16 protein-coding genes are annotated in these 16,325 nt (G+C 29.0%); 12 read left to right on the top strand and 4 right to left on the bottom strand.

Annotation, left to right across the window (positions count from 1 at the left end; all coding sequences use genetic code 11):
* Window positions 1-11: 11 nt before the first annotated feature.
* Window positions 12-5,297 carry an MG2 domain-containing protein gene (locus CAMP5060_RS05615; protein ID WP_337218048.1) on the bottom strand — a complete coding sequence of 1,762 codons (5,286 nt, stop codon included), beginning with the start codon at window positions 5,295-5,297 and terminating at the stop codon, window positions 12-14.
* A gap of 98 nt (window positions 5,298-5,395) precedes the next feature.
* Between CAMP5060_RS05615 and CAMP5060_RS05610 the strand changes: the two genes are divergently transcribed.
* A complete protein-coding gene (locus CAMP5060_RS05610; RefSeq protein ID WP_087699863.1) occupies window positions 5,396-5,758 on the top strand; it encodes a hypothetical protein in 363 nt (120 codons plus the stop codon).
* A gap of 31 nt (window positions 5,759-5,789) precedes the next feature.
* The gene (locus tag CAMP5060_RS05605) at window positions 5,790-6,104 is read left to right on the top strand and encodes a hypothetical protein (protein ID WP_261545158.1); all 315 of its coding nucleotides are present in this window, start codon (window positions 5,790-5,792) and stop codon (window positions 6,102-6,104) included.
* Here the strand turns inward: CAMP5060_RS05605 and CAMP5060_RS05600 are convergent.
* On the bottom strand, window positions 6,101-7,972 hold the full coding sequence (locus CAMP5060_RS05600; RefSeq protein ID WP_087699859.1) for a mechanosensitive ion channel family protein: 1,872 nt from the start codon (window positions 7,970-7,972) through the stop codon (window positions 6,101-6,103). The two genes, CAMP5060_RS05605 and CAMP5060_RS05600, sit on opposite strands and share 4 nt — an antisense overlap.
* Window positions 7,969-8,607 (bottom strand): carbonic anhydrase, encoded by a 639-nt coding sequence (locus tag CAMP5060_RS05595; RefSeq protein WP_087699857.1) that lies wholly within the window; start codon window positions 8,605-8,607, stop codon window positions 7,969-7,971. The genes CAMP5060_RS05600 and CAMP5060_RS05595 overlap by 4 nt, the downstream gene beginning before the upstream one ends.
* Window positions 8,608-8,767: 160 nt before the next feature.
* Between CAMP5060_RS05595 and CAMP5060_RS05590 the strand changes: the two genes are divergently transcribed.
* From CAMP5060_RS05590 to CAMP5060_RS05550, 9 genes are all read left to right on the top strand, one after another.
* Complete coding sequence (locus CAMP5060_RS05590; protein ID WP_087699855.1) at window positions 8,768-9,469, top strand: Bax inhibitor-1/YccA family protein; 702 nt, start codon at window positions 8,768-8,770, stop codon at window positions 9,467-9,469.
* A 101-nt stretch (window positions 9,470-9,570) separates the two neighbouring features.
* Window positions 9,571-9,915 carry a preprotein translocase subunit SecG gene (gene secG, locus CAMP5060_RS05585; protein WP_337218047.1) on the top strand — a complete coding sequence of 115 codons (345 nt, stop codon included), beginning with the start codon at window positions 9,571-9,573 and terminating at the stop codon, window positions 9,913-9,915.
* A gap of 13 nt (window positions 9,916-9,928) precedes the next feature.
* The gene (frr, locus tag CAMP5060_RS05580; RefSeq protein WP_066006378.1) at window positions 9,929-10,486 is read left to right on the top strand and encodes a ribosome recycling factor; all 558 of its coding nucleotides are present in this window, start codon (window positions 9,929-9,931) and stop codon (window positions 10,484-10,486) included.
* A gap of 2 nt (window positions 10,487-10,488) precedes the next feature.
* Window positions 10,489-11,097 carry an orotate phosphoribosyltransferase gene (gene pyrE / locus CAMP5060_RS05575; RefSeq protein WP_337218046.1) on the top strand — a complete coding sequence of 203 codons (609 nt, stop codon included), beginning with the start codon at window positions 10,489-10,491 and terminating at the stop codon, window positions 11,095-11,097.
* Window positions 11,097-11,513 (top strand): RDD family protein, encoded by a 417-nt coding sequence (locus CAMP5060_RS05570; protein ID WP_087699849.1) that lies wholly within the window; start codon window positions 11,097-11,099, stop codon window positions 11,511-11,513. The genes pyrE and CAMP5060_RS05570 overlap by 1 nt, the downstream gene beginning before the upstream one ends.
* Window positions 11,510-12,532, top strand: coding sequence for a ribonucleotide-diphosphate reductase subunit beta (locus CAMP5060_RS05565; RefSeq protein ID WP_087699847.1), 1,023 nt, complete (start codon window positions 11,510-11,512; stop codon window positions 12,530-12,532). Before CAMP5060_RS05570 ends, CAMP5060_RS05565 begins: the two co-directional genes overlap by 4 nt.
* Before the next feature lie 124 nt (window positions 12,533-12,656).
* Window positions 12,657-12,824, top strand: a complete 168-nt coding sequence (gene dba, locus CAMP5060_RS05560) for a disulfide bond formation protein Dba (RefSeq protein WP_087699845.1) — start codon at window positions 12,657-12,659, stop codon at window positions 12,822-12,824.
* Window positions 12,825-12,835: 11 nt separating this feature from the next.
* Window positions 12,836-14,353, top strand: a complete 1,518-nt coding sequence (gene dsbI, locus CAMP5060_RS05555) for a disulfide bond formation protein DsbI (protein WP_214126332.1) — start codon at window positions 12,836-12,838, stop codon at window positions 14,351-14,353.
* Window positions 14,354-14,443: 90 nt separating this feature from the next.
* Window positions 14,444-15,073 (top strand): protein-L-isoaspartate(D-aspartate) O-methyltransferase, encoded by a 630-nt coding sequence (locus tag CAMP5060_RS05550; RefSeq protein WP_214126353.1) that lies wholly within the window; start codon window positions 14,444-14,446, stop codon window positions 15,071-15,073.
* On the opposite strand, the gene CAMP5060_RS05545 is transcribed toward CAMP5060_RS05550, so the two are convergent.
* The gene (locus CAMP5060_RS05545) at window positions 15,074-15,457 is read right to left on the bottom strand and encodes a GNAT family N-acetyltransferase (protein WP_337218045.1); all 384 of its coding nucleotides are present in this window, start codon (window positions 15,455-15,457) and stop codon (window positions 15,074-15,076) included.
* Between the two features lie 118 nt (window positions 15,458-15,575).
* Here CAMP5060_RS05545 and CAMP5060_RS05540 point away from each other — a divergent pair, with 118 nt between their 5' ends.
* Complete coding sequence (locus CAMP5060_RS05540) at window positions 15,576-16,316, top strand: carbonic anhydrase family protein (RefSeq protein WP_337218044.1); 741 nt, start codon at window positions 15,576-15,578, stop codon at window positions 16,314-16,316.
* The last annotated feature ends 9 nt before the right edge of the window (window positions 16,317-16,325 follow it).

Below are 16,325 nucleotides of genomic sequence, written 5' to 3'. Positions count from 1 at the left end.
TATTTTAATTTTCACTGCACTACTTTGACTTTTTTACTCTCACTTAAAGTTCTATAGGCATTGTCATACATTGCTTCAGCATAAGCTCCACTCAAAGTATAAACACCCGGAGTAACAGCGCTTAATTTCACAAAAAATTCTCTTGATTCATCAGAATATAAAGGGAAGAAATACATGATCTTATCATCTCTTATATCAACAAAATCATAATAAGAATTTTTCACAAAATCAGGAGTTTCATCATCTAAAAGATCCTGCACTATCTCCCATCCACTTGGTAAAATTTGAGTTAAAGCTATATTAGAAGCACCTGGATAATTTTTATTTGATATTTTTAATTTCATATAAAAAATTTGAGAGCTTTTTATAGCACTTTCATCTATTTCATTTCCATTTTCATCATAAAAACTTCTTTCTATATACATACGCTGTGCAAAAGGCTCAGCAATACCTTTTTTAATACCCTCTACTCCAAAATGTACAAAAGTATCTTCTTTAGCTTCTATCAAAGCACTGCCTTGATTAAACTCAAATTTAGAAAAACTTGCATTGAGCTTTTTACTCTCACCATTAATTTTTACTCTTGCATTGATAACTTTAGAGCTTTCATCACTAAAGCTATTTGCCAAAGCATATAAAGCATAGCCTGTGCTTTGAGTGCTAAGCCAAGCTTGGCTTTCTAAAGTTTTTTTAATATCATCTAATAATTCATCATTATCTTTACCATAGATTATTTTATACGCATTTGCAATAATAGCTTCATCTCTTAAAAAAGATCCATAAGTATAAGTGTAATTAGTTTTTTCATCAGGCTTTGTGCTTAAGTTTTTAGCTATATTTAAAGCTACCTCATCAAAACCTGCTAATTTATAAGCTGCGCTAAGTTGCCAAAGACTTACATTGTTTAAGCTTTGCAAATAAGCACTATCTTCATAAATAGCATTCATTATGCTTAAATTTGGCTCTTTGGCTAAAGCTAAAAGATATAAAGAATTTATTCTAATTTCTTTATTTGTTTGAGCTTTTAAAACATAGCGTTTTTGATAATCAAGCCATGCTTTAAACATTCCCTCACTCACATAATAGCCTCTTTCTTTAGCCAAAATCATAAACATACCTGCATAGTTACTTCCCCAAGCATCAGAATCTTTAAGTCCTTGCCAATAAGCAAAGCCACCATTAGCAGTTTGAAAATTTGCATATTTACTTAACAATGTATTAATATTGTTGATATTTTTTTGTTCATTTGCTCCTTGATCAAGTTTTTGCAAAAAAAGTTGTGGTAAAACTGCTGAAGTGCTTTGTTCTATACATCCATAAGGATAATTTTGCAAGTATTTTAGTCTATGATTTATATTCAAAATAGGCTTAGAACTCACACTCAAAAACGCCACTGGATTAATATAATCTTGTGTAATTTTAAACTCCATAGAAGTATTTGCAGGAATTTTAAAAGATTTACCCTCATAAGTAATGGTATTTATAGCTTTTATATCAATTTGCGTATTTTGAGTATAGGTGTAATCTTTTACATTTAAACTTAACTCTATTTCTTCTACTCCAAGCTTGTTTGAATTTACTTTTGCATTAACATAAATATCTTTGCTTTTTTCATTGCCAAAATCAATCAAAATTTCATCGTTTTCAAAATTTATGAGTGAATTTTTTGTTTTTAGTTTAAGTTTTGCATTTTTTACATCATCATCTACCTTAAATACTTGCACCAAAAGCTTAAACTCATCATCAAGTCTTAAAGCCCTTGGTAAAGTTTCAAGCATCACAGCAGGTGCACTAACTTGGATATCTTTAGAAACACTGCCAAAACCTGCTAAGTTGTTTGCCACCACCATAACTCTAACCGAACCTAAGTATGATGGCATATTAAATTTTAATTTTGCATAACCATTTTCATCACTTTGCACTGGCTCTTGAAACAATACAACCGGTTTAAAGCGTCTTGCTTTTTCATCGTTTTTGCTTTTATTTGCTCTACTTTCTAAGAAAACATCACCACCTGTAGTTAATACCTTAGAAGCATTAGAAATATTTTTAGCAATGATTTTATCATAGGTATCATATATGCTCATATTGAAGCGAATTTTTTGATAAAAATACCCCCAAATATCTGGAGTTTTAAAAGCATTCACATCAAGCAAACCTTCATCTACAATAGCTAGTGTATAAGTATAACTTTGTTTATTTTTACTTTGAATTTCTACTTCAAAATCTTGTTTTGGCATGATTTTATCCGGTGCTTTTAAATCAAGCTCGATTTTACTTTGTTCATCTACTACATTTAAAGGCACCACGCCAAAAAGTCTTAAGGCTCTATCATTAGTATATTGATCATAATCTTGAAGTAAAATCACGCTCACATAAACATTTGGCATATATTCTTTAAGAATAGGAATTTCAACCTTTGTAATATCTTCATGTGTATCTATCACAAAGCGTTTTAAAATCTTTGCATTATCATTTAAAGTAACAATAGCTTTTGCACCCTTAACACTTTCAAATTCTATATAAGCTGTTTCATTTGGTTTGTATTCTTTTTTATCACTTTTAATCTTTAAAGAACTCACTATATCAGCATTACTTGGCGCACCAAAACTACTAATATAAAAAAACTCTCCTGTGCTTGTTTTACTTTGTGTATCTTCAAGTTCTATGAACATTTCACCATGGTATTCTTTTGGATCAAACTCAATTTTAACTGGTTTATCTTTGCTTAAAATAGTTCCTTGAGTAATGATTTGTGTGTTTTTATCTTTTTTGAGCGATTTTAAAAAATCATCATAATTATCATAATCCCACCACCAAGAATAATCATTTGCATAAATAGTGTATTTAATTTCCCTATTTGCTATTAAATTCTCATCTAAATCACCCACAATGGCTTCAAAATTGATAATAGAACCCGAGCTTAAATAGTGATTTTTTAAACGCTTAATACCCACAAAATACTCATGCAATATCACTTGTGAATTCACAAGCGCTTCAACCGATCTTGAACCTTTTTCAAAAACCCTAGCCCTTATGTTAGCTTCAAGATTATATGGAGTATTTTTAAAAAAATCATTTAAAGCAAATTCTTGCTTTACAAAGCCATTTTCATCTAAAATACCTTTTAAATTATCTTGATATTTTTGCACTAAAACACTAGGATTTGAAAAAATATACTCTGGATATTTTGAATTTTTATATTCTTTTTTATTCACAAATAAATCAGCTTGATATTGTAAATTACTTGCTGGTGCTCCAAAAAGATATTTTGAGCTAATATTAAAATCTAATTTTTCATTTTCTTTTATGGTTTTTGGAGCTTGCATGGATACTTTTATACGATTTGGCACTATATTTTGCACTAAAATTTCTTTATCAAAAACCGCATTTGCAAATTCAACCCTAGCTAAATACACTCCGCTTAAAGCTTGTTGACTAAGTGAAATCTTTTTATAAAAAGTTCCATTGCTCAAAGGATCAAGCTTGATTTTATCTAAAAGCTTTTTATTGCGTGGATCAAAAAAACTTAAAAATATAGGGTGATTAACAGCTCCTTTATCATTTCTTGCAACCATAGTTAAATGGATAGCATCACCTGGTCTATAAACCCCTCTTTCTGTGTAAATAAATACTTTATTTTGAGAAGTCAAATCAAAACCATCAACATCAAAACCATCATATAATAAAGGCGAACTTAAACGTAAAACAGAAGCTTGCTTATCTTTTGAAGCAATGATAAATAAAGCTCTTGACTCATCAATATCATCAAAAACAGCTAAACCATTATCATCGCTCATTTTAGAAGCTAAAATTTGATTGCTTTTGCTAATTATATCAACCCTAACCCCACTCAAAGCCTTTTGCGTGGTAAAATCCCTCACATCTACAAAAAGCTTTTTATTTAAATTTTGAGTAATTAAAGCTATATCTGAAAAAATTAAGTTCTTACTTACTTTTGCCTTTTGGTTGAAAAATCTATATTTTTTCCAACTCTCCATTCCCTCATCAAAAACATAATCGACATCTTCTTCTTTAAAATAAAGCTTGACTATAAATACACCACTTAAATCTTTTAAACCATCAAGTACTATTTCATTTTCTTGCCATTGATTTTTAGTGTTTTTTATATCAAAATCCTTTTTTAATACTACTTCGCTAGTGTAATCACTCTCTGAAAAAATATCACTATCATAATCACTTAAATTTTTTGCACCTTGAAGGTTTTTATATCTTAAATATTCACTTAGGTTGTTTGAAAAGACTTGATAAACTTCCAAATGAACTTTTTTAACATTCATACTCTTAAAAGCTATTTTTTTGCTTGCTTTACTAGATAAAAATACTCCTTGATTTGTAAAACTTATAGAAGGCTCATAGTCTTTTAAACTTACTTGAGTTTTATAATTTTCTTTTGTGCCAATTCCATTAGCACTTTTAATTCCTTGAGCAAGTTGAATTTCATAAGTTTTATTCGGAGAAAAACCTCCTGTGAGTTTGATTTTATTTCCAAAAGCCAATGCTTTAAAATCTACTTCAGGGTCAATAAAAATCAATTCTTTTAGATTTTGATCTTGTGAGATATTTTGAGAAAAAAGTAATTCTATGTTTTTATTAACTATATTTGCATTTTGAAAAACAAATTCACTCTTTGCAAGCAAAATATACTCTAAATCTATATTGTTTTCTAAACCTAAAATATTTTTATCAAAAACTACTTTTATATTAGTATTAGTATTTTTAATATTAAGTGCTTTAGAATACACACTTGCTATATCACCTTGAATGATAATTTTATCTACTTGAATTTCTTTTTCTTGTGTAGTAATTTTAATAGCTTTTAACAACTCGTCTTTATTAAGAGTATAAAAACTTTGAATATTTAAGACTAACATACTTTCATCATTTGAAATGTTTTGAAAATATCCTTTAATATCTAGCTTTTCAAAAGGAGTTTGTACTTTTAAATGTACTTTTTCATCAGCTAAAATATCATTTAAATCTATAAAAATATCGTATTTTTGGTTTGCTTTCAAAGTTGTTAAAATATTTAATCTTGTAGGCGTTTCAAACTCGTATTTAACTTTTGTCTTTTGATTATTAACAACAATCTCTCTTTCTTTTATAACACCTATTTCTTGGTTAATAATATTAGTGTTAAACTCTACAAAAACACTCTGTGTATTTTCATTAAAGCCATAAGCTCTTATAGCAGAACTTTTATCCTCATTTTTAGAACAAGCAACTAATAAACCTGCAAGTAAAAAAGCAAAAAAATAGTGTAAAAATCCTCTCATATATACCTCATTTAGTAAATTTTTCAAATTATATCTAAATTCACTCTTGCTTCACTCAAAAAATTATATAATTCTTGCATAAAAATAAAGGAGAAAAAATGAAAAAGAAAATCACTACGTTATTAGCAGCTTTAAGCCTTTCAGGCTTTGCTTATGCAGATGGAATTTATGGGGTAATTGTAGATGTAAATGATGGCGCAAAGACTATTTTAATTGACACTACTTATGGAGAGAAAATGAATATAAAAATTTTACCAAATACAGAAATTGATATGGATGATTGTGGTATTTTTGGTATGGATAAATACGGCACCTTTAGAGACTTAAAAGTAGGAACTTTTATAGAAGCTGAAGTTTTTCACGGCTATGCCCAAACAACACCAAATCCACAAACTCCAAATCAAGTTCAAAATATAACCGCTAAAGAAATCAAAATCGAATGCAAAAAAAGAGCTTATTAAGCAAAATAACTCCTAAAAAGGAGTTATTTTAATGCGTTTTTTTCTTATATTAATTTGCATTAGCACTTTTACATTTGCTTATAAAGTTCAAGGTATATTAAAAAACACCTCTGCACACACATTAAGTATTCAAACAAGTTTTGATAATAACTTAATTATTACCATTTTACCCCAAACAAATATAGATATTTATAACTGCAGAATTTTTGGAAGCAATAAAAAACAAGCCAATGTGCAAGATCTAAAAAAAGGAAGCCTTGTTAAAATTAAAGGCAGCAAAAATGGAAGTATTATCATCGCTGAAAAAATAGTAGTAGAGTGCGATGATCAAAGAAGAGCTTATTAAGATAATAACTCTTCTTTATCTTCTTTGTTGATTTTTTCTATATAAAGGCTTTGAGAAGGAAAAGCAAAACTTAATTTATTTCTTTCAACAATTTTCATTAACTCAAGCAAAATGCTTTGTCTTGCTGCTCTAAAACCTGCAGCATCTACTGCTTTAGTATAAAAATACACCTCTATATCAATAGAACTAGCACCAAAACCGCTCACAGCTACATAAGTACTATTTTTATAACCTTCTAAATCATTTACTGAAACTAAATTTTGTCTATATCTAGCACGTGTTCCACCGTGATTTAACGCACTATCATCAACTTGAGCTATCAAAGGGCTAGTGGCTAGTAAATATCTTATATCTTCTACACATTGTTCAAGTTGTTCAGGTTTTGCATCATAAGTTACACCAACAAATAATTTTACATGGCGTCCTATTTTTCTTTTACTCCAATTTTTTATGTTTGTTCCCATTATGGTTGAGTTTGGTAAAAACACCAAAGAATTATCAAAAGTCCTAATGGTTGTTTTTCTGAGTCCAATTTCAACTATAGTTCCTTCTATACCTGAAATTTCAACCCAATCGCCTTGATTAAAGCTATTATCAAAAAGCAAAAGTACAGAAGCAAAGAAATTTGCGATAATATCTTTAGCTGCTAATGCCACAGCTAAACCGCCAATACCCAAAGATGCAATCAATGCCGAAATATTAAAACCTAAATGAGCCAAAACAAATAAAACAGCTATTACTATGATAATAAAATATAAAATTTTAATGATTAAATTCACAACTTCACGCTTACCACTTTTTTCAGCAAGCTTTGCCACTATTACCATACCATAGCTATCAAAAATATTTATCACAAGCCAAGCAGTTAAAATGGTATAAACTATAGATAAAACATTGCTAACTCTTATATCTACAGGCGCAGGATAATAAAAAATAGTAAAACAAATTCCAATAGCATAAGCAAATAAAAACCAACCTACCGGCCCTTGAAGCTTTTCCAAAAAATGGGTTTTTATTTCCATATTAGCTGAATTTTTTCCAAACAAACGTATTAACATAAAATACAAAATCTTTGCGAGATAAAATTTCAAAGAATAAAATAAAACAATAACAATAACAGAAATAACTATCTTTCCAACATTCACACCGCTAATAGAAGTTTGCTCATTGATGTAATTAATTGCATTTTGTAACCCTAAACCTGTAAATAAAAAATTTGTCTCAAGTAGATTTGCATTGTTTCTTAAATAAACTAAAATTTCATTATAAGATTTGATAGTATTTCTTAAATTATTTTCATTAGTTTCTAAAGTTCTAAGCTGGGTAATATCATTAATTTTTTCTTTATCTAAGGTAAAGTTAAATACCAAATCTTCCTTAAGCATGTCAATACTTTTATCAATAACATTTTTTATTTCTTGACTTTGTGCTCCTTGAGCAAAAATCTTTTCTAGCTCAAAGATACAAAGATAAAAATGTTCTGCAGAAGTTAAATTTAAAAGCTTTATTTTATTATCTACATACTCATAATATCTTTTTTTAGCCTGTGCATTTTCAACACTTCTTTGTAAAATATTTTTAGTTTTTAAAAAATCTTTTGCTTCTTTATCATCAATTTTTTGAGATACCATTTTTAAAGGAAGGGCAGTCAAAAGCGTAGTTTTTTGCTTTTCTATTTCTTTAATATTATCTTGAAACTCAGTATTATTTACATCACTATTTTTAAAACTTTCTAAAAGCAAATTAAGCTCTATGTAATTTTGCACTAAAGTAAAAATACTATCTTTATGTTCTAAAGAATTTTTTTCTTGCGCATATAATATATTAATAAAACAACATAATATCACTATAGTAAAAAATTTTTTCATGCTTTTTTTATCCTCTCTTGAATTAAAATAAAATTTTCAAAATTAAAATCATATTCATAAATTTCTCCTGTCTCGATAATATAATACCAAGCATGAAGTTCGATTTCTTTTTTATTTAAAGCATCTTCTATGCCTGGATAGGTTAATAAATTTTGTAAAGAATTAACCAAATTCATTTTTTCTGTCATCCAAGCACGCATAGCTAAATCACTTCCTGCTACTTGCAAAACTTTACTTTTTATAGACTCAAGCAAAGTAAGCCATTTTTTAACATTGGGCATATTTTTTAAATCATTTTCATTTGCATACAAAGCCGCACATCCTCCACAATTACTATGCCCACAAACTATAACATTTTTTATATGCAAAGAATTAAAAGCATATTCAATAGCTGAAGTAGTTGCCAAAAAATCATCTCCTACCCTATAAGGTGGGACTATATTGCCTATATTTCTTATAACAAAAAGCTCTCCTGGACCCGTATTGGTAATTAAATTTGGTATTACTCTTGAATCAGCACAACCTATAAAAAGCGTATGAGGATTTTGCTTATTTTTTAAACTTTTAAAAAGTTCTGCATGCTCTTTAAAATCTTCTTGCATAAATTTTAAAGCACCATTAATCAAGTCTTTCAATAAAAGTCCTTTTTTGCATTTTAATAAAGAATTATACTAAATTATTTTTACTTAAAACAAATCGATTAAATTTATTTTTTATTGCATTTTTATGTGGTTTTAATCTTTCATTTATCTTTTTTTTGTAAATTTTAGTTTTAAAAATTATTGGAGGATTTTAATGAGTCTTTATGATAGAGATTATTCTAACTCTAAAACTCAAGAATTTGAAGGTTATGCTAGAAGCGATTTGAGCATTTTTATAAAACAAACTTATCAGCTTTTTGCTGCTTCATTGTTGGCTGCAACAGCAGGTGCTTACATAGGAATTTTTGCCTTAGCACATTTATTTGCACAATCTCAAGCAACTTTTTGGATTTTATTTATCGTTGAAATTGGTTTATTGTTTGCATTACAATGGAAAAAAAGAGAGGCTCCACTTAATTTAATTTTACTTTTTGCCTTTACTTTTGTTTCAGGACTTACTTTAACACCACTTCTTTATTCAGTTTTAGCACTTCCTGCAGGAGCTAGTATTATCGCTCAAGCTTTTGCTTTAACAACAGTAGCTTTTGGTGCTTTAAGTGTATTTGCTATGAATACAAAAAAAGATTTTACTATGATGGGAAAAATGCTTTTTATAGCTTTAATCGTTATCGTAGTAGCTTCTTTAATTAATCTATTTTTCCAAAGCTCACTTGTGAGTTTAGCAATTTCTGGAATTGGTGCGATTTTATTTTCTTTTTACATCCTTTATGATACTCAAAACATCATTAGAGGCAATTATGAAACACCAATCGAAGGTGCAGTTGCACTTTATCTTGATTTTATCAACCTTTTCATCTCTCTTCTTAATATTTTAAGAAGTTTTAATAGCAGATAAAATTTGCGAGATTTTTTCTCGCAAATTTTATTTACCTCTTTCAAGTTTTTATCAAACTTTTTAAGTTAAAATACTCATTTTATTTTCAATAAGGAAAATTCATGACTACTCTTTTAATTATTTTGCAATTTGCAATTGTTGTGATTATTTGTATTGCGGTTTTATTACAAAAAAGTTCAAGTATAGGACTTGGAGCTTATAGTGGAAGCAATGAAAGTTTATTTGGTGCAAAAGGTCCTGCAGGATTTTTAGCCAAATTTACTTTTGTGATGGGTATTTTACTTATTGCCAACACAATTGCTCTAAGTTATATGTATAATAACGCTAATTCTAATTCACTTGCTGAAAAAGCAGAACAAATTTTACCAAAAGCACCCGAAACAAACACAACTAGCATTCCAGTCGCACCAAATGCTCCGATTAGTGAAAGCAATACTAGCAAATAAAAAAGGAAATACCATGCTAAATGAAATTTATACTAAGCAAAAACAACAATCAGACAAAAGTCTAGAGGCTTTAAAAAAAGATTTTACCACTATAAGAACTGGTAAAGTAAATATCAACATACTTGATCATATTCATGTAGATTATTATGGTAGTGCAACCCCGCTTAATCAAGTAGCAACGGTTTTAGCAACCGATGCTTCAACCATTAGTATTACTCCTTGGGAGAAATCAATGCTAAAAGCTATAGAAAGTGCTATAGCTGCAGCAAACATAGGGGTAAATCCAAACAATGATGGCGAAAGTGTAAAATTATTCTTCCCTCCTATGACAAGAGAACAAAGAGAAGAAAATGCTAAAAATGCTAAAGCTATGGGAGAAAAAGCTAAAGTAGCTATTAGAAATATTAGAAAAGATGCAAATGATGCGGTTAAAAAATTAGAAAAAGATAAAGCAATTTCAGAAGATGAGGCTAAAAAAGCTTATGATGAAGTTCAAAAGCAAACTGATAACTACACAGCAAAAGTAGATGAATTAGTTAAAAATAAAGAAGTAGAACTTTTAAAGGTTTGATAATGAACTTAGAACAAATTTATAAAGATTGTGGGGCATATTTACAAGGGCATTTCTTACTGAGCTCAGGAAAACACTCTGAGTTTTACCTTCAAAGTGCTAAAGTTTTAGAAAATCCGAAACTAGCGGGTGAGCTTTGTGAGGAGCTTGCAAAAGTTATTGCTAGTTTTAACATTAAATTTGATAGTATTTGTTCTCCTGCTTTAGGTGGAATTTTAGCAGGTTATGAGCTTGCTAGAGCTTGTAATAAACGTTTTATTTTCACTGAACGCGTAGAAGGAACGATGAGTCTTAGACGTGGTTTTGAAGTAAAAAAAGGCGAAAAATTTATCGTTTGTGAAGATATTATCACAACAGGTGGTTCAGCACTTGAGAGTGCGAAAATCATCGAGAGTTTAGGTGGGGAGGTAGTTGGCTTTGCAGCTTTAGCAAATCGTGGTTTTTGCGCGGTAAAAAATTTAAATAACCCAAGAAAAGAAAATGCAAAATTACCTGAAAATTTACCACTTTTTGCATTAGGAAATTTCGAATTTGACATCTATGATGCAAATACTTGCCCACTTTGTGAAAAAGGCACCAAAGCTATCAAACCTGGTAGTCGTGGAAACTAATGAAAACTAAAGCAAAAATAGCTACTCGCTTTTTAAGATTTAAAGCTTTTTTGATTGATCTATTTTTGCTTTATGTGCCTATTTTATATTTGTTTTATTTTACACTTGGTTCCAAAGAAGCCTTTTTAAACAATCAACTTATAATTTTTTTATGTTCTTTAATTTTTGGGCTTTTACAAGCCTTATTTTTAGCGAAAAAAGCCCAAAGCCCTGGACTTAAAGCTTATGATTTATACTTGATTGATCTTAAAAATGGCCAAAAACTTAATTTTTTTAGAATACTTTTACGCTATATTATTTTTATCGTAAGTTTTGGTTTATTAATTGGCTTTTTGGTAAGTTTTTTAAGAAAAGATACTTTGGCTTTGCATGATATTTTAAGCCAAAGTGTTATTGTAACAAAGGTAGAAAAATGAATAGAAAAAGAATTTACAACCCAAAATCAAATGAAACTTTAAATGATAGAAAAGTATTCAATGGTAATCCTCATGGGATTTTAAATTTCACCAAAGCAAAATATACTTGGGCTTTAAAACTTTGGGATTTAATGGAAGCAAATACTTGGTTTCCAAAAGAAGTAGATACAACCAAAGACGCGCTTGATTATCGCTGTAATCTAACCGTAGCAGAAAAAAGAATGTATGATTTAGTTTGGTCTCAACTTATCTCAATGGATAGTTTTCAAACAAACAATCTTGCTGATAATATTAATCCTTACATCACAGCACCTGAAATCAATGCAGTTTTAGCAAGACAAGCTTATGAGGAAGCAAACCACTCAAAATCTTATGCGGTAATGGTTGAAGCAATCTGTGAAAATACAGACTTAATTTATGAAATGGAAAAACACGATGAAACTTTAAGAGAAAAAAATGATTTCATTTCAAGTATTTATGAAGAACTAGCTGGCGAAGTAGATGATAATAAACTCTTGCTTGCTATGGTAGCAAATCAAATTTTAGAAGGGGTATATTTTTATAGCGGTTTTACCGCTATTTATGCTTTAGCACGCGCAGGGAAAATGCTAGGATCAGCGCAAATGATACGCTTTATACAAAGAGATGAGATTACTCATTTGTTATTATTTCAAAATATGATTAATTCTGTACGTAAAGAAAGACCTGATTTATTTAATGATACTAATATAAGCAAAATCTATGATATGTTTAAAAAAGCAGGCGAACTTGAAATCAAATGGGGTAAATACATCACTCAAAATCAAATCATGGGCTTTACAGATGATATTATAGAAGAGTATATTCACTATCTTGTTGATCAAAGACTAATCGCTATTAATCTTGATAAAATTTATAATGCAAAACATCCTATTAAATGGGTGGATGATTTTTCTAAATTTAATGATCAAAAAAGCAATTTCTTTGAAAGCAAAGTTACAAATTATTCCAAGGGAAGTTTGAGTTTTGATGACTTTTAAGTCACAAAACTACCCAAAATTTTATATTTCTTAAACTAAAAATTTTATTTAATTTAATATTTTATTTTTATTTATTCTAATACAGTAAAATCCGCGGTTTTTATTTTAATCATAAGGAGTAATTATGGAGTTTTTAGAACTTTTATTAATTTTTGTTGCCATAGTTCTCATGATAGCTAAACCTGAAAAAGAAAAGTTAGCTTTTTCTATACTTGTAATTTCATGGGCTATTATGGTATTTGACTATTTAGGTCGTAAATCAGGCGCAATCTTAGGCCTAATGAATCTATAAAGGTGACGAATATGTATGATATTAATAAAACTAAATTCTTTTATTTTTTAATGTGCATGGCAGGTTTTTTAATAATTTTATTACCTGTTGGAATTGCAAATTTAATTTTTGGCTATATGCTAGGTGATAGCCCTTGTACTTCTTGCTGGGGTCAAAGAGAATCAATGATTTATATTGGTGTAGCGGCTTTATTTGTTGTGCGTTATGGCATGAAAGGTAAATTTTTAGCATTCCTTTTATTTGCAACTGCGTTTGGTTTATGGCAATCATTTAATCATATAAGTGGTCACGCACATCGTGATCTTGATCAAGGTTTTGGTTTACCTATTTTTGGTCTACACACTTATTTTTGGGCTGAAGTAGTGTTTTGGGCGGTTGTTTTACTACTAGGTGTTATTTTTGCTTTTGCTCCAAAATTTGGATCTTTTGAAAAAGAAATGGAAGGAGCTAGCTTTAGAAAATTAACTAAATTTAACTTAGCCGCTATGGTTATTGTTGCTTTTATTGTAGCTTCAAATGTATTCCAAGCTTTCGTAAGCACTGGTCCTATTCCATATAGTGGGCAAGGTGATCCAGTTCGCTTTAGTTTAAATCCTAAATACATCATTTGGGATGATTCAGGTTGGAGTAAAAGCTGGAAAAGTGTTTCTTTCTTAGGAAAACGCGATGTTAAAGAACCTGATTTTGCTTTTGCACCTGCTAGTGAAAAACTAGGCATTCAGTTTGATAATAATATCAGCAATGCTCCATTTGCAAGTATTGATGAAAATCTAAAAATAACAAATGAAACAAAAATTGATTTTCCTAAGCCTATTAATACTCTTGATTATATTAATGGAGAGTATGTTGCAAGTTCTAAATGGGAAGTATTTTTCTTAGATGATAATTTTAGTACTAAAGTTGATTTTCTATTAGATCCATATTTTTCAGCTACAATTAATCCTATCGTAGGAATTATTCCTTATTTAGATAACAAATACATCTTAATGGGTTCTAATAAATCTTTCTTAAGATTTGCTCAAAATCCTAATGCAGATGAAGCTTTACAATATGCTGATTTTATGAGAGGAGCAAATAATTTCGAAGGGCAAGGTAAAGATCTTGGTCGTGGTAGAATTGATACAGTTAGAGCTAAATTCCATCATATTTTAAGTACAACTACCGATGGAAAATATATGTATACAGCAACTGTTCCAAATAATAAAGACGCTAAAACTTTTGTAATTTCTAAAATTTCTTTAGCAGATAGAGTTCTTTCAGCTGAGTTTACTCCTAAAGCTGAACTAAAAGAAGGAAAAACTTTGGGCGATCTTTATGTAACTTCAATGGCATTTAAAGATGGCAAGATTTATGCATTAAGTAAAAAGCATAATGTTATTGCTGTAATTGATCTAGATAAAGAAGAAGTTGTAAAAACTATTTCTTATCCAGAAAATATAACTAATGCAAGAAGCTTATTCTTTAAAGATGGCAAAGCACACATCTTATCTTATCAAGATGGGTCAAACATCCTTTATACACTTGATTAATCTTAAGGCGTTTTTACGCCTTAAGGATTTTAAAGCTAGATAAATAAAATTTAAGATAAAATAACGCTTTTTATCAAGGAGTGCTTATTGATTCATATATTTGAACAAAAACAATGTCAAACTATGGCAGAAGAAATTCGCAAAAATACTTTCATCAATGAAGAATTATTTGAAGCTTTTTGTTCTACTCCAAGAGAAATTTTTTCACCTTTAAAAATGCATGCTTATAGACTTGATGCGCTTCCTCTAATGGGCAATCAATGGATAAGCTCGCCTTTAACTGTGGCTAAAATGACCATGGCGCTTGATTTTAAAAATGCTGATAGTGTTTTAGAAATAGGTTGTGGTAGCGGGTATCAAGCCGCGATTTTAAGTAAGCTTATTAGAAGAGTTTTTACCATAGAGCGCATTGAAAAACTTGCAATTAGCGCTATAGAAAAATTTAAAAAACTAAACTATGCTAATATTCATGTAAAATTTGATGATGGGCAAAATGGCTGGAAAAATTATGCACCTTATGATAGAATTTTATTCTCAGCTTATATAGAGCATATCCCAAATGTATTATTTGATCAACTTGAAAATAACGGAATTTTAGTAGCTCCTTTACTTATAGGAAATCAACAATTCATCACTAAATTTACCAAAAAAGATGGTGAGATTAGCAAAGAAGTTTTAGATGAATGTCTTTTTGTGCCTATCAAAGATGGCAAAGAATAGTTAAAATTTCATTTTTAAAACAATAAAACCATATTCATCTTTATATTCACCCTCTTGTATAAAACCATTTTTCTGATAAAATTTATACGCCTTATAATTGTCTTTATTTACTTCAACATATTTCAAATGATAATCATTTACAGCTTTAAATATTAAAGTGGTGCCTATACCTTTGTTAAAATATTTTGATCTTATAAACAACATTTCAATTTTATCGTCCACAAATGCTAAAAATCCAATCATTTCGTCTTTATCATAGCAAATCAAATAATTTAAACTAAAAAATACTTGAGAATTTAAAAGATCATTTTTAATCTTTTCTCTATCAAAGTCAGATAAAAAATCATGGGAATGTTTTACACTATCCTCCCATATATCGATCAATTTATCCTTAATATTATCTGTAATTTCTTTAAAATATTTAATTTTAATATAATTATTTTTAAACATAAGCTTCTTATAGGATTTATTTTTTTATAATTATACTAAAAAAAGGAATATTATGAGTTTTAAAAAAATACTTTTTGGTTTATTTACCACTAGCATGCTTTTTGCCTATGAGCAAATGCCTCAAAATGCCTCGCATGGAAATTTTATAGACAAAGACAAATGGAAAAATTTAGATAAAAACTGGATTTATTGTGAAAGTGGTTTAAATCAAGATTTTATCAATATAAATAGTAAAAAGGCTACAAATAAAAATCATTCTTTAGAATTTAACTACTCAAATGATTCTTTTGGTTTAATAAATGATGGTTATACTATAAAAATGCATTTTGCAAGCAATGGAAGTCATATCGTGCTAGATAATACAGCTTATAATTTATCGCATTTTCACTTCCATAGTCCATCAAAGATTTCTATTGATAAAAAATCTTATCCTTTAGAAATTCATTTTAGTCATGTAAGTCAAAAAGGTGATATAGCAGTGGTTGTGCTGTTTTTACAAGAAGGTATAGAAAATCCTTTTATTAAAAAAATCATCCGTGCTTTTCCTAAAAAAGAAGGTGATAAGCTTTATGTTCAAGGCTTAAGCGCTAATGAGTTATTGCCAAATAATCTTCAATCTTTTTATATCTTTAAAAACAAACTCAACAAGCCTTGTAATCAAAAAATCACTTGGATAGTTTTAAAAGATATGAACTATGCTTCTAAAGACCAAATCCAAACTATACAAAATTTAATGGGAAAAAATGAGAATTTAAAAATACAAGAAATTAATAATTTAGAACAAAATGATTAAGTAAGCTAA

This window comes from Campylobacter sp. 1569 (assembly GCF_024723675.1).
GTDB classification, from domain to species: Bacteria; Campylobacterota; Campylobacteria; order Campylobacterales; family Campylobacteraceae; genus Campylobacter_D; species Campylobacter_D jejuni_C.
This window is presented reverse-complemented; position numbering and strand designations above follow the sequence as displayed.